This is a genomic window from Solimicrobium silvestre (assembly GCF_002976435.1).
Lineage (GTDB): Bacteria > Pseudomonadota > Gammaproteobacteria > Burkholderiales > Burkholderiaceae_D > Solimicrobium > Solimicrobium silvestre.
On the sequence record NZ_PUGF01000004.1, the window covers coordinates 61,317 to 80,508 of the forward strand.

26 protein-coding genes are annotated in these 19,192 nt (G+C 47.5%); 2 read left to right on the forward strand and 24 right to left on the reverse strand.

Annotation, left to right across the window (positions count from 1 at the left end; all coding sequences use genetic code 11):
• Window positions 1-7: 7 nt before the first annotated feature.
• Complete coding sequence (locus tag S2091_RS05805; RefSeq protein ID WP_105530860.1) at window positions 8-781, reverse strand: Nif3-like dinuclear metal center hexameric protein; 774 nt, start codon at window positions 779-781, stop codon at window positions 8-10.
• A gap of 29 nt (window positions 782-810) precedes the next feature.
• On the opposite strand from S2091_RS05805, the gene S2091_RS05810 reads away from it, so the two are divergent.
• A complete protein-coding gene (locus S2091_RS05810; protein ID WP_105530861.1) occupies window positions 811-2,007 on the forward strand; it encodes a trypsin-like peptidase domain-containing protein in 1,197 nt (398 codons plus the stop codon).
• A gap of 55 nt (window positions 2,008-2,062) precedes the next feature.
• Window positions 2,063-2,749 (forward strand): DUF2461 domain-containing protein, encoded by a 687-nt coding sequence (locus S2091_RS05815; RefSeq protein WP_105530862.1) that lies wholly within the window; start codon window positions 2,063-2,065, stop codon window positions 2,747-2,749.
• 113 nt (window positions 2,750-2,862) lie between these two features.
• Here S2091_RS05815 and tatC read toward each other — a convergent pair whose 3' ends face one another.
• From tatC to S2091_RS05930, 23 genes are all read right to left on the reverse strand, one after another.
• Window positions 2,863-3,621 carry a twin-arginine translocase subunit TatC gene (tatC, locus tag S2091_RS05820; protein ID WP_105530863.1) on the reverse strand — a complete coding sequence of 253 codons (759 nt, stop codon included), beginning with the start codon at window positions 3,619-3,621 and terminating at the stop codon, window positions 2,863-2,865.
• 8 nt (window positions 3,622-3,629) lie between these two features.
• A complete protein-coding gene (gene tatB / locus S2091_RS05825; protein WP_105530864.1) occupies window positions 3,630-4,130 on the reverse strand; it encodes a Sec-independent protein translocase protein TatB in 501 nt (166 codons plus the stop codon).
• A gap of 39 nt (window positions 4,131-4,169) precedes the next feature.
• On the reverse strand, window positions 4,170-4,385 hold the full coding sequence (tatA, locus tag S2091_RS05830) for a Sec-independent protein translocase subunit TatA (RefSeq protein ID WP_105530865.1): 216 nt from the start codon (window positions 4,383-4,385) through the stop codon (window positions 4,170-4,172).
• Window positions 4,386-4,425: 40 nt separating this feature from the next.
• Window positions 4,426-4,806: a histidine triad nucleotide-binding protein gene (locus S2091_RS05835; RefSeq protein ID WP_105530866.1), complete on the reverse strand. Its 381-nt coding sequence runs from the start codon at window positions 4,804-4,806 to the stop codon at window positions 4,426-4,428.
• Between the two features lie 12 nt (window positions 4,807-4,818).
• Window positions 4,819-5,199, reverse strand: a complete 381-nt coding sequence (locus tag S2091_RS05840; protein WP_105530867.1) for a phosphoribosyl-ATP diphosphatase — start codon at window positions 5,197-5,199, stop codon at window positions 4,819-4,821.
• 50 nt (window positions 5,200-5,249) lie between these two features.
• A complete protein-coding gene (hisI, locus tag S2091_RS05845) occupies window positions 5,250-5,666 on the reverse strand; it encodes a phosphoribosyl-AMP cyclohydrolase (protein WP_105530868.1) in 417 nt (138 codons plus the stop codon).
• Entirely contained in the window at window positions 5,663-6,427 is a 765-nt protein-coding gene (gene hisF, locus S2091_RS05850) for an imidazole glycerol phosphate synthase subunit HisF (protein WP_105530869.1), read from the reverse strand. The genes hisI and hisF overlap by 4 nt, the downstream gene beginning before the upstream one ends.
• Window positions 6,424-7,194, reverse strand: coding sequence for a 1-(5-phosphoribosyl)-5-[(5-phosphoribosylamino)methylideneamino]imidazole-4-carboxamide isomerase (gene hisA / locus S2091_RS05855; RefSeq protein WP_105530870.1), 771 nt, complete (start codon window positions 7,192-7,194; stop codon window positions 6,424-6,426). The genes hisF and hisA overlap by 4 nt, the downstream gene beginning before the upstream one ends.
• 81 nt (window positions 7,195-7,275) lie before the next feature.
• Complete coding sequence (hisH, locus tag S2091_RS05860; protein ID WP_105530871.1) at window positions 7,276-7,920, reverse strand: imidazole glycerol phosphate synthase subunit HisH; 645 nt, start codon at window positions 7,918-7,920, stop codon at window positions 7,276-7,278.
• Between the two features lies 1 nt (window position 7,921).
• Window positions 7,922-8,536 carry an imidazoleglycerol-phosphate dehydratase HisB gene (gene hisB / locus S2091_RS05865; RefSeq protein ID WP_105530872.1) on the reverse strand — a complete coding sequence of 205 codons (615 nt, stop codon included), beginning with the start codon at window positions 8,534-8,536 and terminating at the stop codon, window positions 7,922-7,924.
• Between the two features lie 45 nt (window positions 8,537-8,581).
• Window positions 8,582-9,655, reverse strand: coding sequence for a histidinol-phosphate transaminase (gene hisC, locus S2091_RS05870; protein WP_105530873.1), 1,074 nt, complete (start codon window positions 9,653-9,655; stop codon window positions 8,582-8,584).
• Window positions 9,656-9,676: 21 nt separating this feature from the next.
• Window positions 9,677-10,996 (reverse strand): histidinol dehydrogenase, encoded by a 1,320-nt coding sequence (hisD, locus tag S2091_RS05875; protein WP_105530874.1) that lies wholly within the window; start codon window positions 10,994-10,996, stop codon window positions 9,677-9,679.
• A gap of 5 nt (window positions 10,997-11,001) precedes the next feature.
• Window positions 11,002-11,652: an ATP phosphoribosyltransferase gene (gene hisG, locus S2091_RS05880; RefSeq protein WP_105530875.1), complete on the reverse strand. Its 651-nt coding sequence runs from the start codon at window positions 11,650-11,652 to the stop codon at window positions 11,002-11,004.
• A gap of 23 nt (window positions 11,653-11,675) precedes the next feature.
• Window positions 11,676-12,926, reverse strand: coding sequence for a UDP-N-acetylglucosamine 1-carboxyvinyltransferase (gene murA, locus S2091_RS05885; protein WP_105530876.1), 1,251 nt, complete (start codon window positions 12,924-12,926; stop codon window positions 11,676-11,678).
• Window positions 12,919-13,164 (reverse strand): BolA family protein, encoded by a 246-nt coding sequence (locus S2091_RS05890; protein WP_105530877.1) that lies wholly within the window; start codon window positions 13,162-13,164, stop codon window positions 12,919-12,921. Before S2091_RS05890 ends, murA begins: the two co-directional genes overlap by 8 nt.
• 94 nt (window positions 13,165-13,258) lie before the next feature.
• Window positions 13,259-14,014: an ABC transporter permease gene (locus tag S2091_RS05895; protein ID WP_105530878.1), complete on the reverse strand. Its 756-nt coding sequence runs from the start codon at window positions 14,012-14,014 to the stop codon at window positions 13,259-13,261.
• Complete coding sequence (locus S2091_RS05900) at window positions 14,011-14,919, reverse strand: ABC transporter ATP-binding protein (protein ID WP_105530879.1); 909 nt, start codon at window positions 14,917-14,919, stop codon at window positions 14,011-14,013. The genes S2091_RS05895 and S2091_RS05900 overlap by 4 nt, the downstream gene beginning before the upstream one ends.
• A 265-nt stretch (window positions 14,920-15,184) precedes the next feature.
• Window positions 15,185-15,439: an STAS domain-containing protein gene (locus S2091_RS05905; protein WP_105530880.1), complete on the reverse strand. Its 255-nt coding sequence runs from the start codon at window positions 15,437-15,439 to the stop codon at window positions 15,185-15,187.
• Between the two features lie 10 nt (window positions 15,440-15,449).
• A complete protein-coding gene (locus tag S2091_RS05910) occupies window positions 15,450-16,091 on the reverse strand; it encodes an MlaC/ttg2D family ABC transporter substrate-binding protein (protein ID WP_105530881.1) in 642 nt (213 codons plus the stop codon).
• Window positions 16,092-16,139: 48 nt separating this feature from the next.
• Window positions 16,140-16,949 (reverse strand): MlaA family lipoprotein, encoded by an 810-nt coding sequence (locus S2091_RS05915; RefSeq protein WP_105530882.1) that lies wholly within the window; start codon window positions 16,947-16,949, stop codon window positions 16,140-16,142.
• Window positions 16,946-17,419 carry an outer membrane lipid asymmetry maintenance protein MlaD gene (gene mlaD, locus S2091_RS05920; RefSeq protein ID WP_105530883.1) on the reverse strand — a complete coding sequence of 158 codons (474 nt, stop codon included), beginning with the start codon at window positions 17,417-17,419 and terminating at the stop codon, window positions 16,946-16,948. The genes S2091_RS05915 and mlaD overlap by 4 nt, the downstream gene beginning before the upstream one ends.
• 90 nt (window positions 17,420-17,509) lie before the next feature.
• A complete protein-coding gene (gene mlaE / locus S2091_RS05925; protein WP_105530884.1) occupies window positions 17,510-18,289 on the reverse strand; it encodes a lipid asymmetry maintenance ABC transporter permease subunit MlaE in 780 nt (259 codons plus the stop codon).
• On the reverse strand, window positions 18,286-19,089 hold the full coding sequence (locus S2091_RS05930; RefSeq protein ID WP_105531035.1) for an ABC transporter ATP-binding protein: 804 nt from the start codon (window positions 19,087-19,089) through the stop codon (window positions 18,286-18,288). The genes mlaE and S2091_RS05930 overlap by 4 nt, the downstream gene beginning before the upstream one ends.
• Window positions 19,090-19,192 lie beyond the last annotated feature (103 nt).

Genomic DNA, 19,192 nt, shown 5'->3' on the forward strand with positions numbered 1-19,192 from the left:
AACAACCTCAAACTGGGTTAGGTATATCCACAAAATGGTGGATAACACCAAACTGCTCCGCAATTGCCTGACCCAGCGCCTGCACACCGTAGCGTTCGGTAGCATGATGTCCGCAAGCCAAATAAGCCACGCCGGACTCACGCGCCAAATGCACAGTCGGCTCTGAAATCTCACCCGACAAATACACCGTTGCACCGATGTTGATCGCATCATCCAGGAAGTTTTGCGCAGCTCCGGTACACCAGGCAATCCTCCCCAAAGGTTGATCTGGTTCGCCAATTAATAAGGGTGTGCGCCCTAATTTGGCTTCTATCCAGCGACTTAAATCCCCCACGGTACGCAGCTCTGAATTATTAATGTAGCCATAGCTAGCCAAGCTCTGATCGGCAAAAGTTCCTTCCGCAACCAATTCCAGCTGCCTGGCTAACTGCACGTTATTACCCCATTCCGGATGCAAATCCAACGGCAAATGGTAGCCATATAAATTTATATTGTGGTTGATGAGTTTTTTGATGCGCTGATATTTTGGTCCCACCAAACACGGATTTTCACCGCGCCAGAAATAACCGTGATGTACGATAAGGCAATCCGCCTGCAATTCAATCGCCGCCTCAATCAGTGCCAAACTCGCCGTTACGCCACTAACTACAACTTTTATTTGCTCAACACCTTCCACCTGCAAGCCATTTGGACAATAATCATTTATTCTAGAAATTTGTAACTTATCGGCTAGAAATTGACTAAGCTCATCCCTACTTACCAGTTTCTTATGTAGATTCATCTTTATTTACCTCTCAAAATTAAAATTCTATGCGACGACTCTGGCTCTTATTCGCTCAAGTAGCAACAATCTGTTTGGCGTTATTATTGATTGTAAGCACCTTAAAACCCGAGTGGGTCAATAAATTTTCCAGTTTTGGAAAAAGTGCGCACTTAACTTCCTCCACCATTCCCATGCTGGAAGCGCCTATTAATACAGTAGCGCCCGGCAGTTATCGCGACGCCGCCAAGCGCGCCATGCCTTCGGTGGTGAATATTTTCACCACAAAAGAAGTGAAGCGCGCTAAAAACCCACTCTACAACGATCCGTTATTCAGACGATTTTTCGGCCAAAATCCGAATCCCCCGCCTGAAAAACAATCAAGCCTGGGATCAGGCGTCATCGTCAGCGCCAACGGCTACGTGATCACCAACAACCACGTGGTGAATTCCGCCGATGAAATCGATGTGGTACTCACCGATGGCCGCAAAGCGATAGCCAAAGTAGTAGGCACCGATCCCGAAACGGATTTGGCGCTGATTAAAATCGACTTGCCTGACTTGCCCGCTATCACCTTAGGCCACATCGAAAAAGCCAGCGTGGGCGATGTGGTATTAGCCATTGGTAATCCGTTCGGTGTTGGGCAAACAATTACAATGGGAATTATTTCTGCGCTGGCCCGGAATCATCTCGATATCAATACCTTTGAAAATTTCATTCAAACTGACGCAGCCATTAATCCAGGCAATTCCGGCGGTGCCCTAATTGATACCAACGGTAATTTAATCGGCATTAACAGCGCCATTTTTTCACAAAATGGCGGTTCGTTGGGCATCGGTTTTGCCATTCCGGTCAGCACAGTTAAATCCGTTATGGATGGCATTATGGCCAACGGCCATGTAATACGCGGCTGGATTGGGGTTGAACCGCAAGACGTTACGCCGGAATTAGCTGAGAATTTTGGCGTAAAAGAAAATGCAGGAACATTAATTGCCGGCGTAATTCGTAGCGGCCCAGCGGATCGTGCCGGTGTTAAACCGGGCGATATTTTAGTCAAAGTGAATGACACACAGGTTACCGATCGGGTTGCCATGATGAATTTGATTGCACAATTACCGCCCGATCAAAAAGCCAAACTAACTTTTTTGCGCAAGGGAAAAACCCTGACTCTGGATGTGTTAATCGGCACTCGTCAGCCACAACCAGTGTCAACCACGAATGACGATGACGAAGATGGCGCCAAGTAATCCATCAGTAAGCCATTAATCAAATACCCAAAGCTAACAACTCACACGACCAACCATGCATATTCAAGACCTGACCCGTTATTTAGCCGAACTTTCCGACAACAATAACCGGGCATGGTTTGTCATGAATAAGCCGCGTTATGATATTTTGCGCGAAGAATTTTTAGCCTTGGTGAGTGATCTGATTGTTCAAATCAGCAAATTTGACCCCTTAATCCTGGGCTGCAATCCTAAAAAAGCGCTGTTCCGAATTAATCGCGATGTGCGCTTTGCCAACGATAAGAGTCCGTACAAAACCACTTTTTCTGCGGCGATTGCGGCTGGCGACATTAAAAAGCCCAGCCAAGGAGGCGGCCCGGTTTATTACTTTCACCTGAGCGCCAATGGCGATCTGCGTTATGCAGTCGGCGAATATACGCCGCCAGCGGATAGGCTGAAACAAATTCGTAACCACATTGCTGAAAACGGTGCGAGTTTGGCGAAGATATTAAAGGCTAAAAAATTGCAGGCAGCTTTTGGTGGGTTGCAAGAAAAAGATAAATTACTGCGGGCTCCGAAAGGCTTTGAGCCCGATCACCCGCAGATTGAATTAATCAAACTCAAGCATTTTATGGTGTGGAATGTGCTGGCGCTTAGCGAGCTAACTATCGGGCAGCAAACTGAGGAATTAACCAAAATTTTGGTTGGTGCTTACAAGGATGCTTATCCACTGGTTTGCTGGTTGCGTGAGGCGGGTCTGTAGGGTGGGCACGGCTTCATCGTGCCCACGCGTAACCGCTAATAAACAATGGATTTTTAATTGAAATTATTATTAATCGAAGGTAACGCGTGGGCACAAGAACGTGCCCACCCTACTTAGCTATTATTTTCCACCGGTGCGGCCGTGGCTTTCTTAAACCAAGGAGCCACCAACAAGCCAATTTCATACAGCAAGCACATCGGCACTGCCAGCAACAACTGGCTAGTTACATCGGGCGGCGTGACGATCGCTGCGACCACGAAAGCACCAACTATCACGTACGGACGGATGGCTTTTAATTTTTCTACTGTCACAAAGCCCATGCGCACCAGCACAATTACAATAATCGGCACTTCAAAGGTCACACCAAAGGCCAGGAACATGGTCAGCACAAAGTCGAGATAGCTTTCAATATCCGGCGCGACCGAAATCGACTTGGGCGCGAATTGATTAACGAAAGAAAACACCACGCGAAACACAAAGAAATAGCAAAACGCGACACCGGCAATGAACAAGGCAGATGAAGCTATTACCAACGGTGCCACCAATTTTTTTTCATGCGCGTACAAACCCGGCGCAACAAATGCCCAAATCTGGTACAGCACCCACGGCAGGGAAATCAGCAACGCCAGCACCAGGGTAATTTTGACTGGAATTAAAAATGGCGTAATCACGCCAGTGGCAATCATGTGCGCGCCAGCCGGCAAAGCATGCATCATCGGAGCGGCCAACAAATCAAAAATTTGCGCGGCAAACGGCATTAAGCCTAAAAATACAATAATCACGACAACAGAAATACGCACCAAACGGTCACGTAATTCAATCAGGTGGGAAATAAAACTATTGATATTCGCGTTGGAAGATTGTTCAGACATAAGGCACTTTACGAGTAAAACGACTGGGTCGATTTAGATCCCGGTCGATATTTTGCAACCCGCGCTGAAGCAGACAGGATGCGCGTTTTACTGCCTTGTTGCTGTTTGTACCAAGCCGGAAGAGCCGAGTTACGCAGGAGTTTTTTGCGACGGAATTCACGCGCTTTGCGTGCGATGTTGGCTTCTTCAGGAATAGCTTGCAGGCTTTGTTTTGCGCTGACTTGATCGCCGTCCCAAATCGAATTAACACCGTGCTCAACATCGGTCATTTCTTTGGCAACACTGGATTTGAATTCCGAGGCGGCCGTCTCAACATCTGCCTGCATCTTGCGTAATTCGTCTAGCTCAATCTCGCGGCTGACTTCGGCTTTAACGTCATTCAGATAGCGCTGCGCACGACCCAATAAAGAGCCGGCCATGCGGGCAACTTTAGGAAGTTTTTCCGGGCCGATCACGACCAACGCGACAGCACCGATCAGCGCCAGTTTAGCTAAACCCAGATCAATCATGGCGACTATCCTTGCTCAGCGCAGTCACTAACCGCTTCACTATTTCTTCTCTTTTGCGTCAACGTCAACGGTAGAACTATCCGCTACTTGAGCTGGTGGCACGGCTTTTTTTTCTTCATCGGTCTTCATGCCATCTTTAAAGCCTTTAACTGCTTTACCGAGATCTTCACCAATATTGCCCAGTTTTTTAGTGCCAAATACCAGCATGACAATCACCAAGACGATTAACCAATGCCATATGCTAAATGAACCCATCACAACTCCCTTGTTTGTTCCTGCATTAAATCAGAACCTGTTAAATCTGAATATTCTTCCCGTGCCACGGACGAGGCCCGCCGATGACATGCACATGTAAATGATACACTTCCTGCCCACCGTCCGGCCCCGAATTAATCAAGGTTTTGTAGCCGCCAATGCGGTTTCCTGCATCATCCAGTTGCACATGGCAACCTTGCTGCTCTGCCAATTTAGGCACTAAGGCAAGCATTCTACCAAGCAACTCGGTATCGCTGCTAGTACAGTCGGATAAAGTAGCAACATGATGCTTAGGAATGATCAATAAATGGATCGGTGCCGCTGGGAAAATATCGTTAAACGCCAGGAATTCGGCATCTTCATAGACTTTTTGGGCAGGAACTGTGCCAGCCGCGATTTTACAAAACAGGCAATTTTCCATACGTATTCTCTCTTATCCTTGTTGATGTTTGGAATGTTCCAGCTCGTCACGTAATACATCTTTACGCGCCGCTTTTTCTTCAATGCCAGAAATTCCTTCTCGGCGCGCCAATTCATCCAGCACCGCCTGCGGGGAAATATCAAACTGCGCCAGCATGATTAAAGAATGAAACCACAGGTCGGCGCATTCATACACCAAGCCGCTACGTTCACCGGACACGCGTGCATCTTTGGCCGCCATCACCGTTTCAGTTGCTTCTTCACCGATTTTTTTGAGAATCGCATCATCGCCTTTAGCAAACAGGCGCGACACATAAGACTTTTCCGGATCGCCTCCATTTGCCAACTTGCGCGACTCAATCACATCCGCTAATCGTTGCAGGGTGTTGCTCATACTATTTTCCTTGGTACTTGTTACCTGCTTATGACCCACTTACCCACTGATTATTTACCCACCGCTTCAGGATCCGTTAGCACCGGCTCAACCGCTTGCCATTCTGCTTCAGCCACATTGAGCTGTTGAAAAAAGCAGGAATGTCGGCCGGTGTGACATGCGATGTCGTCAACCTGCTCAACTTTAAGCAAGACCACATCCGAGTCACAATCAAGCCGGATATCCAGCACTTTTTGAATATGCCCGGACTGTTCGCCTTTGTGCCACAATTTTTTACGGGAACGACTCCAGTAAACGGCTTCGCCCAATTCCACGGTTTTTTCCAAGGCATCACGATTCATCCATGCAAACATCAGCACATCATTAGTGCCGGTCTGTTGGGCAATCACGGGAACCAGGCCGTGTTCATCCCACTGCACCTTATTCAACCATTTACTTGAGCTTTTAGCGCTGTGCTTAGTGATCATGACAACCTCATTGGAATTCCGCGTGCGGCCATATATTCTTTCGCTTCTTTAACTGTATGTTGTCCATAATGGAAAATACTGGCTGCCAACACCGCATCGGCATGACCTAGTTGAATTCCATCCGCCAAATCCTGCAAACTCCCTACTCCACCAGAAGCAATCACCGGAATATTAATCGCGTCTGAAACTGCCCGCGTTAATGCCAGATCAAATCCCGATTTAGTGCCATCTTTATTCATGCTGGTCAGCAGAATCTCACCAGCACCGAGCTGCTCTAACTTGCGCGCCCATTCCACCACATCCAAACCGGTTGCATTCCGGCCACCGTGCGTATATACCTGCCAGTAACCCGGCGCGGTTTGTTTCGCATCGATCGCCACAACGATGCATTGCGAGCCGTACTTTTGCGCTGCATCAGCCACCAATTGCGGATTCGTCACAGCCGAAGTATTCATGCTGACTTTGTCGGCACCGGCATTCAGCAAGCGTCGCACATCTTCAACTACCCGCACTCCGCCGCCCACCGTTAAGGGAATAAATACTTGCGAAGCGACGGCTTCGATAATCGGTAAAATCAAATCCCGATCATCAGAGCTGGCCGTAATATCTAAAAAAGTAATTTCATCTGCACCTTGCGCATCATAGCGCCGAGCGATTTCTACCGGATCTCCCGCGTCGCGTAATTCAGTAAAATTAATGCCTTTAACAACGCGGCCGGCAGTGACATCCAAACAGGGAATAATGCGTTTCGCTAAAGTCATTCCGTCTCGCTCAGTTGATCTGCGCGTTCTTGTGCGGTCAGTAAATCCAGCGTTCCTTCGTAAATCGAGCGGCCACAAATTACTGCTTCAATACCTTCATCCTGCACCGCGCACAACGCTTCCACGTCAGCCAATACATGCACTCCGCCGGAAGCAATAATCGGAATGCTGACCGCTTGCGCCAATTTAACGGTGGCTTCAATATTCACGCCGCCCATCATGCCGTCGCGGCCAATGTCGGTATAGACAATTGACTCAACGCCATAACCTTCAAATTTTTTCGCCAGATCAATCACTTCATGCCCAGATAATTTACTCCAGCCGTCGGTCGCAACTTTGCCGTCTTTGGCATCTAGTCCAACAATAATCTGGCCAGGGAAAGCACTGCAGGCGTCATGCAGAAAGCCCGGGCTTTTTACTGCCGCGGTGCCAATAATGATGTAACTTAAACCGTTGTTTAAATAGCGGTCGATAGTATCCAGGTCACGAATGCCGCCACCCAGTTGAATCGGGATTTCATCCAGATCGTTTTCTTCGGCATACCATTGCACCATTTTAATAATGGATTTAACCGCTGCTTCGTTTTTTGGTTTGCCGGCAAACGCGCCATTCAAATCCACCAGATGCAAACGACGCGCACCTTGTTGCAACCAATGCAGCGCCATTTCGCCCGGATCTTCTGAGAACACGGTGGCTTGGTTCATATCACCTTGTTTCAGGCGAACACAATGACCGTCTTTCAGGTCGATAGCAGGGATGAGCAACATGGTATTTATTAATTAGTTAAAAAAGGGGGAAACTGGTTTTAGTTACAACTTACTTAGTTATAGCGTACTTCATGACTTCTTTTAAGGCTTCCAATTGGCGAAATTCTGATACAACTGCAAACCTGCTGCGGCACTTTTTTCAGGATGAAACTGCGTAGCAAAAATATTATCACGCGCAACCGCACTTGCAAATGGTTGTCCGTAATCAGTCCAGCCGACCGTATGTTCCAAGTTGGCTGGATTAGCATAATAGCTATGCACAAAATAAAAATAGCTCTGATCAGCTACGCCAGCCCACAACGGATGCGGCACCGTGCCAGCCTGACGCACTTGATTCCAGCCCATTTGAGGTACTTTGAAACGCGACCCATCTTCTTGCAATTGTCCCGCCAGATCAAACCGTTCAACTTTACCCGGCAACAAACCCAAACCAATGGTTGCACCTTCCGCGCTCCAGTCAAACAACATTTGCTCACCCACGCACACGCCAAACAAGGGCTTGTTACGGGCCGCATCCATCAAGACTTCATGCAGACCGGAATCACGCAGACAAGACATACAGTCTGGCATTGCCCCCTGACCAGGTAAAACTAAACGGTCGGCTTGTTTAATAGCAGCAATTTCACCAGAAATGACCACATCAGCTTCCGGTGCGGCAGCGCGTAAAGCTTGTGCTACCGAGCGTAAATTACCCATACCATAGTCAACTACGACGATACGATTCATCTTACAAACATCCTTTAGTCGATGGGACTATACCGGCTGAACGTGGATCTAATTCCACCGCCATGCGCAACGCACGGCCAAAAGCTTTGAAGACGGTTTCACATTGATGATGGGCGTTTTCGCCGCGTAGATTATCGATGTGCAAACTAACCAGTGCATGATTAACAAAACCCTGGAAAAATTCATGGGTTAAATCGACATCAAAGCCGCCGATCATGGCGCGCTTCCAAGGCACATGAAATTCTAAACCGGGGCGACCAGAACAATCCAGCACGACGCGCGACAAGGCCTCATCAAGCGGCACATAAGCATGGCCGTAACGGCGAATTCCGGCTTTATCTTTCAACGCCAATGCAAACGCTTGACCCAGAGTAATGCCGACATCTTCCACCGTATGATGCGCATCAATATGCAGGTCGCCTTTAGCTTCAATGTCCAGATCAAACAGACCGTGACGGGCAATTTGATCAAGCATGTGATCTAAAAAAGGAACGCCGGTATTGAGTTTTTGCTGGCCGGTGCCGTCCAGATTAATGGCAACACGAATTTGCGTTTCGTTAGTGTTGCGCGTGACTTCAGCGCGGCGTTGTTGGGATTGGGGTTGCTGAGCTTGCATAGGTGAAGATTAATCCGTTACATGTAGGTGGGTAAGGAAAGGGTGCTATTTTAATGTGGCGATTAATGCATCCATAAACAGCTGATTTTCTGCTGGAGTGCTTACTGTGACACGCAAACAATCTACTAGTAGCTGATGCATTTTACCGACATTTTTGACTAAAATTTTATGCTCAAGCAGTTTATTAAATATTTGCTCGGAATTTGAGACCCGAATCAATACAAAATTTGCTTGCGATGGAAACACATGTATTTGATGCAATTTTTGCAACGTTGAAATCAAAACACTACGTTGTTTGCAAATTTGCTCTGCCTGTTCATTAAAGAGTGACATATGATCCAGCAAAAACTCCAGCGCAGCCACAGTCAACACATTCACGTTATACGGTGGACGGACTTTTTCAATTTCGGCCAATAAAGCGGGGGCTGCAGACATATAGCCCAAACGCAAACCGGCCAAACCTAATTTGGAAACGGTGCGCATCACAATCAAGTTCTCAAATTCAGGCAAGCGCGACATCATGCTGCCCGGTGCAAACGGCTGATAGGCTTCGTCAACTACCACTAAGCCAATCTCGGCCATGGCGTGAATTATCTGAATGATCTGCGCGTCATCAAACCAGGTTCCGGTTGGATTATTTGGATTAGCCAAATACAGGAGTGCAGGACGATGCTGTTTAATTGCCACCAGCATGGCTGGTAAATCGAGGGTTAAATCCGCCTGCAAAGGCACGCCAACAAATTCCACCCCGGCCAATTGCGCGGAAATAGCGTACATCACAAAGGTCGGTACTGGCGCTAACACTTTTGCACCCGGTTTGGCGCAAGCAACTGAGAGCATCGAAATTAACTCGTCCGAGCCATTGCCTAAAATGACATCAAAGCCTGTAGGTACGCCGAATTGTTGGCAAATTTTTTGTTTTAAAACACGGTAGCTTGGTATTGGATATCGATTCAACGCGACTTCGGAAAGGTGTGCGCCCAACTTGGCTTTGATCGCGTCAGGAAGCCCATACGGATTTTCCATTGCATCAAGTTTCACCATATTGGCAGCATCCGGCACATGGTAAGAAGATTGTGCAAGAATTTCAGGGCGGATGATATTTTTAATCAACGACACGTCTACTCCCTTAAGAATACCTCATTGAATACGTAATTCAGCCGAGCGCGCATGCGCCTGTAAGCCTTCGCCATATGCCAATTCGGCAGCAACTTTACCTAAGGTTTGTGCACCGGCTTCGCTCACACAAATCATGCTGCTACGTTTTTGAAAATCATACACACCTAAAGGTGAAGAAAAACGTGCGGTGCGGGAAGTTGGTAAAACATGGTTGGGGCCAGCACAATAATCGCCCAAAGCTTCGGAAGAAAAACGGCCTAAAAACAAGGCTCCGGCATGACGGATTTTTGCTGCCCAATGTTCCGGCTGTTGAGTGGAGATTTCCACGTGTTCTGCCGCAATTGAATTAGCGATGCTGCATGCTTCATCCATATCACGCACCAAAATTAATGCGCCGCGATTGGTGAGTGAGGTGCGGATAATTTCCTGACGCGGCATCGTCGCAATTAAATGGTTGATGCTGCGCTCAACTGCCGCTATATAGTCGGCATCCGGGCATAACAAAATTGACTGCGCCAACTCGTCGTGCTCCGCCTGTGAAAACAGATCCATCGCCACCCAGTCAGGATTTGTCGTTCCGTCGCACAGCACTAAAATTTCTGACGGGCCGGCAATCATGTCGATACCAACCGTACCAAAGACGCGGCGCTTGGCTGATGCCACATAAGCATTACCCGGGCCGACAATTTTATCGACCGCAGGAATAGTTGCAGTGCCATAAGCCAAAGCGGCTACTGCCTGTGCGCCACCGATAGTAAATATTTTATCGACACCAGCAATGAATGCCGCTGCTAAGACTAGCGGATTTTTTACCCCGTCCGGAGTAGGCACGACCATAATCACTTCGGCCACTCCTGCTACTTTGGCTGGAATAGCATTCATTAATACCGAAGATGGATAAGCCGCTTTACCGCCTGGCACATAAATTCCAACGCGATCTAACGGAGTGACTTTTTGCCCCAGCACCGTGCCATCCGGTTCGGTGTAACTGAAACCGGATGAACCGCATTCCTGCTTTTGAATTTGATGATAAGCGCGCACCCGTTGTGCGGCAGTTTCTAACGCTATGCGGCGTTCGGTAGGCAAACTATTGAGCGCCTGCTGCATTTCGTCTTTGCTGATTTCCAGCTCAGCCACTGAACTTGCTGTGAGACGATCAAAGCGCTGGGTTGCTGCTAACACGGCTGCATCGCCGTGCTGGCGTACATCGGTCAATATTTGCGCTACTGCATGTTCAATTGCATCATCCTGGCTAGTTTCAAAAGCCAATAAACTGGCAAGCCGCTGTTGAAAATCGGCGGTAGAGGAATCTAACTTGGTGATGGCAATGGGAGCAGACATAAGTATTACTGTTGAAGTGAAGCCGCTTCAAATGCGGCCAAAATCGGTTGCAAAGATTCGCGTTTCAATTTCAACGCAGCTTGATTAACAATTAAGCGCGAAGAAATATCCATAATTTCTTCCACTTCCACCAAATGATTGGCACGCAAAGTATTTCCGGTGCTGACCAAATCCACGATCACGTCGGACAAGCCAATCAAAGGCGCTAACTCCATTGAGCCATACAGCTTAATTAAATCCACATGCACACCTTTACTGGCGAAATGGCGACGTGCAATTTCTACGTATTTCGTCGCCACCCGCAATCGTGCACCCTGCCGTATCGCCTTCGCATAATCAAAGCCTTGCGCCACCGCGACCGACATCCGGCAAGCCGCAATCTGCAAATCAACCGGCTGATACAAACCAAGCCCGCCGTGTTCGATCAACACATCTTTACCTGCCACACCGAAGTCCGCAGCGCCATATTGCACGTAGGTCGGCACATCCGATGCGCGCACAATAATGACGCGCAACGCAGGATTAGATGTTGCTAAAATTAATTTGCGCGAAGTTTGTGGGTCTTCAAGAACACTGATTCCCGCTGCTTTTAACAGAGGTAAAGTATCGTCAAAAATCCGACCTTTGGATAAAGCTAAAGTAAGTTGCGCACTCATAGAATCAGTTTTTACCCCGGTCGTTAAGAGACCCGTTTAATGTTTGCACCCAACGCCGATAGTTTCACTTCCATTTGATCGTAACCACGGTCCAAATGATAAATACGGTCAATTAAGGTTTCTCCTTCTGCCGCCAATGCCGCAATCACCAGACTCGCCGATGCACGTAAATCGGTTGCCATAACGGGAGCGCCGACCAATTTATCAACACCGCGCACAATCGCGGTATGTCCTTCGGTTTCAATCGATGCGCCCAGGCGGTTTAATTCTTGTACGTGCATAAAGCGATTTTCAAAAATCGTTTCCGTCACTTGACTAGTACCTTCCGCGATGCAATTCATGGCCATAAATTGCGCTTGCATATCGGTAGGAAAACCTGGGTATTCGGTAGTTCTGAAGCTCACCGCTTTAGGACGCGATGACATTTGAATACGGATCGTATCGGCTTCCGTAATCAGAATAGCGCCCGCTTCGCGCAGCTTGTCTAACGCCACGTCTAAAATATCCACGCGGGTGTTTTGCAGCGTTACATCACCACCTGTTGCGGCAACTGCACACAAGAAAGTGGCGGCTTCAACACGGTCCGAAATAATGTGATGCTGTGCGCCATGCAGGCTGGATACACCTTGAATAACCATGCGTGAAGTGCCGATGCCGCTAATTTGTGCGCCCATCGCCACTAGCAAATTGGCCAAATCAACTACCTCAGGTTCGCAGGCGGAATTTTCTAAAATCGTTTCGCCTTCCGCCAGAGTAGCTGCCATCAATAAGTTTTCGGTACCGGTGACGGTGATCATATCGGTCACAATCCGCGTGCCTTTGAGCTTCTTGGCTTTGGCATGAATATAGCCAGCTTCGATGGTGATCTCGGCACCCATCGCTTGCAAGCCTTTGATGTGCTGATCAACCGGACGCGCACCAATTGCGCACCCACCCGGCAAGGAAACCCGCGCTTCGCCGAAACGCGCCAACAACGGGCCTAATGCCAAAATAGATGCGCGCATGGTTTTAACCATGTCGTATGGCGCTTCCAGGTTATGGATGTTGCTGCCATTCAAAGTTACCGAGTTGCCCGAGACATTCATGCGCAAGCCCATTTGGCTCAGCAATTTCTCCATAGTGGAAACGTCTTTAAGTAACGGCAAATTAGTGAGATGCAGATCGTCACTGGTCAACAAACCAGCGCACAAGATCGGCAGCGTGGCATTCTTGGCACCGGAAATCACCACATCGCCGGTGAGGCGTGTGCCGCCTGTAATTAATAATTTATCCATTATTTTGAGCGAATTCTTCGGGTGTCAGGGTTTTCATTGAAAGCGCGTGAATTTCTTCACGCATACGGTCGCCCAATACGGCGTACACCATTTGATGGCGTTGTATTAAACGCTTGCCAACAAAGGCGTCCGACACGATAGTCGCTTGAAAATGTTGTCCATCGCCCTGCACGCTTAAGTGGCTGCATTGCATACCGGCGGCGATGTAATCGTTGATTTGTTCTGGAGTTGGTAACACGCTTACTTCCTTATTTATCTATAGTTCAGGACTTATGCAAAATTGTTCCAGCAAGGCGCAACGCCGCTGGGGTGGTTTTGCGTAAGTCCTAGTTCTAGGCTCTTAATTTATAACCATTCTTTAGCATAGTCAGCGCAATTCCGGCCAATAAAGCAGAAAATGCCGAAACGATTAGCAAGCTATGCAGCGGATCGACGTCGGACTGCCCAAAAAAGCCGTAGCGAAAACCGTCTATCATATAGAAAAACGGGTTGAAACGGGATACTGCTTGCCAGATTGGCGGTAAAGAATGAATGGAATAGAAGACACCAGACAAAAAAGTTGCCGGCATGATTAGGAAGTTTTGAAAAGCGGCCAGCTGATCGAATTTTTCAGCCCAAATTCCGGCAATTAACCCCATCGTGCCCAACATGGCAGCGCCCAATAAAGAAAACACTACTATCCAGAGCGGCGCAACAAATGACAAGTCGGCAAACCAGGCAGTAATCACAAACACACCCAAACCGACCACCAAACCGCGCACTATCGACGCCAATACATAAGCGCTAAATAATTCCCAATATGACAACGGCGGTAGCAAGATGAAAACTAAGTTACCGGTAATTTTAGATTGCATCAGCGACGAAGAAGCGTTGGCAAATGCATTTTGCAGCACGCTCATCATGACTAAACCGGGAACCAAAAACGCGGTGTAACGCACGCCCGGATAAACCTGCACCCGCGAATCCAGCACATGGCCGAAGATTAGCAAATACAACAGTGCGGTCATGATGGGCGCGGTGATAGTTTGCGTTGCGACTTTCCAGAAACGCAAAATTTCTTTATAGAATAAAGTTTGAAAACCGATCATTTCTGTGCGCCGCCCATAATTTGTAAAAATACGTCTTCCAGATCAGCCTGTTGCAATTGCAGGTCGTCAATTACGCAACCGGCTTGCCGCAAACTCGCCAAAATTGGCTCTATTTCCGTACTGTCGTTAACCCGCAATATCGTGCCAGTATGAGAGGAATCATTTGGAATTTGCAGTGCCCGCAAAGATGCAGGTAATGCAGCACCAGATAAACGCAGCTTCAATTGTGAACCAGCGACGCGCTGTAATAAGGCAGCGGTGGTATCCAGCGCCACGACTTTACCCGCTTTTAACATGGCGATCCGGCTACATAGCGCTTGCGCTTCTTCCAGATAATGCGTGGTCAGCACAATCGTGTGGCCTTCCCGATTCAGGCGACCAATAAACTGCCATAAAGTCTGGCGTAGCTCCACGTCAACACCAGCAGTAGGTTCATCCAATACGATTACAGGCGGCTTATGCACTAAAGCTTGCGCAACCAGAACGCGCCGTTTCATGCCGCCCGATAAAGCACGCATATTAGTGTCGGCTTTATTGGTGAGATCCAGGTTTTCCATGATCTCATCGATCCACGCATCGTTTCTTTTTAAGCCGTAATAACCTAACTGCATACGCAGGGTTTCACGCACGGTAAAAAACGGGTCGAACACAAGCTCTTGCGGCACCACGCCCAACTGCCGGCGTGCAGCGCGATAATCGCTTACCACGTCGTGTCCCATTACGGAAACATGCCCCGAAGTGGCGCGATTGAGGCCGGCAATAATCGAGATTAAGGTGGTTTTACCTGCGCCATTCGGCCCCAGCAAACCAAAGAACTCACCTTGCTCAACAGTCAGGGAAACGCCATCCAGCGCTTGTAACGCTGCATAGTTTTTTTTGATATCGGTAATTTGTAGGGCCGCCATGGGCTGAATGCTTTATTTAAAGTGTGAATTAAAGAACAAATGCGTGTAAATGAATGTACTGCGTGAGTGCAATGAGTTCGAGCAAGATTGCCTGCGCAACACAAGGGGATTGATTATAGGGGAATTTGGGAAATCTGACTTAATGATGGGCTTTGCGTGAAAAATATAGCCAATTTACTGATAGTTATAAAACAATAAGGCATTGTGAAAATGGATTTATTGTAGGATGAGCACGATTTCATCATGCCCACCTACGCAGCAAAAATCACAAAAACTCAGCTACCCCATACAGCGCGATTAAATTAGTTAAATTGATCGGCAACTGCTGAAATTCCAGCTTAACGCCACGCTGTTGTGCGTGCCGCTGCCATGCCAACATGCAAGCAACCGCGCTGGAATCAATACTATTAGTTTGGTTAAAAGCAAACGCGCTTTGCCCCGCATCAATCGCAGCAAGGCCTGCGGCCAGTTGCTGCGTGGCGTTTTCGTGGGTGAATACGGATGTGGGAGTAAAAGACATTATTTTTCTATCAGGTCGATTTTTTAGCAAATGAAACAGCTAATTTAGCGTTTTTGTCGGTCAAGGTTTTGATTAAACCATCAATGCCTGATTTGTTGATTTCTGCCGTAAAGTTACCTTTATAGGTTTCAATCAACCACGCGCCAAGCACGTTAATATCGTAAATTTTCCAGCCATCAGCGCCTTTGCCTAAACGATAGTTCAACTGAATCGCCTGACCTACGCGCGCCGTCACAACTTGGCTACGTACTTCAACATCGGTGTCAGCTGGATCAGCGCGGAATGGGCGGTATTCTATTTTTTGATCTTTCACTTGCGACAAAGCGCCGGAATAAGTGTAGATCAACAAGCTGCGGAATTGCTTTACTAATTCTTGCTGTTGCGCTGGTGTGGCAACACGCCAGTTACGGCCCGCAGCTAATTCCGTCATACGTTGAAAATCGACGTATGGCAGAATTTTTTGCTCAACCAGATCCAATATTTTTTGCTGATTTCCAGCTTGAATATCTTTATCGGATTTAGCAACGTCCAGCACTTCCTGACTGATCCGTTTCACCAACACATCCGGCGCTTCTTCAGCTGCATGTGCCACACCCAAACAAAGAGCAGAACTAGCGATGAGTGATACAAATATTTTTTTTAACATGTTCATAAAATTTCCATTTAGTTATGCGAATTTATTGCGTAATCAACCAAATAATTACGGTGTTGGCAGCGGCTTAACTGCACTTGGCGTGCCTGACATTGCCGGCTCTTTCATCACATCATCGTCACTCTGTCTTTGCATCTCGGCGTTATCTTCACGATTTTGCTTAGCATCTTTACGCGATTCTATTTGGCTGGCAATACGCTGCAAATAAGCATCACGAATAAAAATATATTTATCTAAAGCGGCATCTTCCAGTAAGGAGGATGCATCCAGATAACCGGCACGCTTGTCAACCAGGCGCACCCCGGATCCGATATTACGGATGTATACCGGGCGAGTATAAGTCCACAAATCCGCATAGTAATCCGCAGGCAATGCCGCGGCATCACGCATCACAGAAGGGCCTAGGAATGGAATAACTAGATAAGGGCCATTTGGCACACCCCAAACACCTAATGTCTGACCGAAATCTTTGCGATGCTTAGGAATTCGGGCTTCCGAAGCAATGTCTAAAATCCCCAAAAACCCAAAGGTACTATTCAGACTAAAACGCATGATGTCGGAAAAACCGTCTTCCACATTACCTTGCAAAAAACTATTTGCAGCAGTCCAGACGTCATTAATATTGCCAAAGAAATTGCCTATACCCGTTTGCACAAAACCAGGTACAACGTTGACGTAGGCACGCGCGACCGGCTGGAATAAATTTTGATCAAATTTATCATTAAATGCCGATGTAGAACGGTTCATGCTCTCGAACGGATCAACCCGCGAACTTTGCGTGCCGTCTTCGTTTGGCACAGTGGCACAACCCGATAATGCGAACAGCGATACCGCTAAAACTAATGCCTTAAGTTTCATTTATTTTCATCCTTCCCTTCAGCCGCTTTACTAAACAAAAATTGGCTGATTAAATTTTCTAATACGATGGCCGATTGGGTCATTTTTATTTTATCGCCTGCAACCAGTGCGTTGACATCGCCACCTGGCTCTAATCCAATATATTGCTCACCCAACAAACCTGATGTCAAAATTTTAGCTGAGCTGTCTTTAGGAAATTTATAACGCTGATCAAGTTGCAAACTCACGACTGCTTGAAAAGTACTGTCATCAAAGCTAATCGCACCAACCCGACCAACAACGACACCGGCACTTTTTACCGGAGCGCGCGGCTTTAGCCCGCCAATATTGTCGAATTTGGTTATTACAATATAGCTGCTATTAAGTGAAAAGGAACTCATATTCCCTACTCTTAAGGCCAAAAATAGTAATGCGACAGCGCCCATTAATACAAACAGGCCGACCCAAAAATCCAATGATTTGTTTTGCATTTCACATCCTTTAACGCCATGCCGCTTATGCGAAGCGGAGTATATGGCAAAATCGTTATTCGTTTGTCTTGGTTTTGTATAACTTCTTAATTACTTGAACATCAGTGCGGTCAGTACAAAGTCCAGCCACAACACCATGAGGGAAGAAAGCACCACCGTGCGCGTTGTAGCGCGTGATACCCCTTCTGGAGTCGGCTGAGCTTGATAACCTTGGTAAATAGCAATAAAAGTAGCGGCAAAACCGAACACAATACTTTTAATAATTCCGTTGCCAATATCTTCCCAAAGGTCTACCCCGCCTTGCATTTGCGACCAAAACGCACCTTCATCTACACCGATGAGTTGTACGCCGACCAGATAACCGCCAAAGACTCCCATTGCGGTAAACAAGGTTGCCAAAATTGGCATAGCGATTATTCCGGCAATAAAGCGCGGCGCCAATACCCGTTGCAAGGGATTAACCGCCATCATTTCCATTGCGGCTAACTGCTCACCCGCCTTCATTAAACCAATTTCTGCCGTTAATGAAGTACCGGCACGACCAGCAAACAACAGTGCAGTTATAACTGGTCCCAACTCGCGCGCCAGCGACAACGCCACCAACAAGCCTAGCGCCTCTTCTGAGCCATAACGGTTTAAGGTGTAATAACCTTGATAGGCCAGCACAAAGCCAACAAACAGGCCCGAAACCAAAATAATGACTAAAGAATAATTTCCGATGAAATGGATTTGCGTAGTAATCAAGCGCGGCCGTTTCCACAATCCCAAGCCACTGGCCAATATTGCCCAAAGCGTACGGAACGCCAAACCTAATTCAGCTAACCAAACTCTCACGCCATGACCTAACTGGCTAATCAATTTATGTATCATGAGCGCGCTCCTATGCCCAGATCTTGCGCCAGCGTGTTGCCCGGATAATGAAATGGTACCGGCCCATCGGCTCGCGCATTCACAAACTGCTGCACATAAGGATGCTCTGAAGCCAACATCTCGGCAGGAGTGCCTTGTGCCACGATACTGCCTTGCGACAAGAAATAGACGTAATCGGCAATCCCAAACGATTCATGCACGTCGTGCGAAACCAAGATTGAAGTTGAGCCTAATGCATCATTTAATTGACGGATCAGGTTAGCCGTTACGCCCATTGAAATCGGATCCAGCCCGGCAAACGGTTCGTCATACATAATCAGTTGGGGATCAAGCGCAACGGCACGCGCCAAAGCGACGCGTCTTGCCATACCGCCGGAAATTTCCGATGGTTTGAGTTGTGCGGCATTGCGCAAACCCACTGCATTGAGCTTTAACAGCACTAAATCATGCAGCAGCGATTCGGGCATATTGGTGTGTTCACGCAGAGGAAAAGCGACATTTTCAAATACCGATAAATCGGTAAATAAGGCGCCGTGCTGAAATAACATGCCCATATTGCGACGCTGCTTATATAGCGCAGGGCTATTTTGCTGAGCGATAGGCTCACCAAGTAAGCGAATTTGACCGGCATTGGGCGCAATTAAACCGCCAATTAAGCGCAGTATCGTCGTTTTACCTGAGCCAGACCCACCCATTACCGCAACAACTTTGTTGCGCGGAAATTGCATGTTCAGATCAGTCAATATCGGACGATCACCATATGCAAAATGTAAATTTTGGATTTCAACGAGATTAGTCACAGAAGGAGGTTTTATTTTGCAATTCGACATTGTAGTTCAAAACATAGAATCCCTGCTGAGAGCAACTAATTTCCAACCTGACATGTTGTAACGTTGTAGTTAC

Excerpts from the sequence above, each read along its gene's own strand:
- S2091_RS05805 (WP_105530860.1), bottom strand. The coding sequence starts at position 781 with ATGAATCTACATAAGAAACTGGTAAGTAGGGATGAGCTTAGTCAATTT.
- S2091_RS05810 (WP_105530861.1), top strand. The coding sequence starts at position 811 with ATGCGACGACTCTGGCTCTTATTCGCTCAAGTAGCAACAATCTGTTTG.
- S2091_RS05815 (WP_105530862.1), top strand. The coding sequence starts at position 2,063 with ATGCATATTCAAGACCTGACCCGTTATTTAGCCGAACTTTCCGACAAC.
- tatC (WP_105530863.1), bottom strand. The coding sequence starts at position 3,621 with ATGTCTGAACAATCTTCCAACGCGAATATCAATAGTTTTATTTCCCAC.
- tatB (WP_105530864.1), bottom strand. The coding sequence starts at position 4,130 with ATGATTGATCTGGGTTTAGCTAAACTGGCGCTGATCGGTGCTGTCGCG.
- tatA (WP_105530865.1), bottom strand. The coding sequence starts at position 4,385 with ATGGGTTCATTTAGCATATGGCATTGGTTAATCGTCTTGGTGATTGTC.
- S2091_RS05835 (WP_105530866.1), bottom strand. The coding sequence starts at position 4,806 with ATGGAAAATTGCCTGTTTTGTAAAATCGCGGCTGGCACAGTTCCTGCC.
- S2091_RS05840 (WP_105530867.1), bottom strand. The coding sequence starts at position 5,199 with ATGAGCAACACCCTGCAACGATTAGCGGATGTGATTGAGTCGCGCAAG.
- hisI (WP_105530868.1), bottom strand. The coding sequence starts at position 5,666 with ATGATCACTAAGCACAGCGCTAAAAGCTCAAGTAAATGGTTGAATAAG.
- hisF (WP_105530869.1), bottom strand. The coding sequence starts at position 6,427 with ATGACTTTAGCGAAACGCATTATTCCCTGTTTGGATGTCACTGCCGGC.
- hisA (WP_105530870.1), bottom strand. The coding sequence starts at position 7,194 with ATGTTGCTCATCCCTGCTATCGACCTGAAAGACGGTCATTGTGTTCGC.
- hisH (WP_105530871.1), bottom strand. The coding sequence starts at position 7,920 with ATGAATCGTATCGTCGTAGTTGACTATGGTATGGGTAATTTACGCTCG.
- hisB (WP_105530872.1), bottom strand. The coding sequence starts at position 8,536 with ATGCAAGCTCAGCAACCCCAATCCCAACAACGCCGCGCTGAAGTCACG.
- hisD (WP_105530874.1), bottom strand. The coding sequence starts at position 10,996 with ATGTCTGCTCCCATTGCCATCACCAAGTTAGATTCCTCTACCGCCGAT.
- hisG (WP_105530875.1), bottom strand. The coding sequence starts at position 11,652 with ATGAGTGCGCAACTTACTTTAGCTTTATCCAAAGGTCGGATTTTTGAC.
- murA (WP_105530876.1), bottom strand. The coding sequence starts at position 12,926 with ATGGATAAATTATTAATTACAGGCGGCACACGCCTCACCGGCGATGTG.
- S2091_RS05895 (WP_105530878.1), bottom strand. The coding sequence starts at position 14,014 with ATGATCGGTTTTCAAACTTTATTCTATAAAGAAATTTTGCGTTTCTGG.
- S2091_RS05900 (WP_105530879.1), bottom strand. The coding sequence starts at position 14,919 with ATGGCGGCCCTACAAATTACCGATATCAAAAAAAACTATGCAGCGTTA.
- S2091_RS05905 (WP_105530880.1), bottom strand. The coding sequence starts at position 15,439 with ATGTCTTTTACTCCCACATCCGTATTCACCCACGAAAACGCCACGCAG.
- S2091_RS05910 (WP_105530881.1), bottom strand. The coding sequence starts at position 16,091 with ATGAACATGTTAAAAAAAATATTTGTATCACTCATCGCTAGTTCTGCT.
- S2091_RS05915 (WP_105530882.1), bottom strand. The coding sequence starts at position 16,949 with ATGAAACTTAAGGCATTAGTTTTAGCGGTATCGCTGTTCGCATTATCG.
- mlaD (WP_105530883.1), bottom strand. The coding sequence starts at position 17,419 with ATGCAAAACAAATCATTGGATTTTTGGGTCGGCCTGTTTGTATTAATG.
- mlaE (WP_105530884.1), bottom strand. The coding sequence starts at position 18,289 with ATGATACATAAATTGATTAGCCAGTTAGGTCATGGCGTGAGAGTTTGG.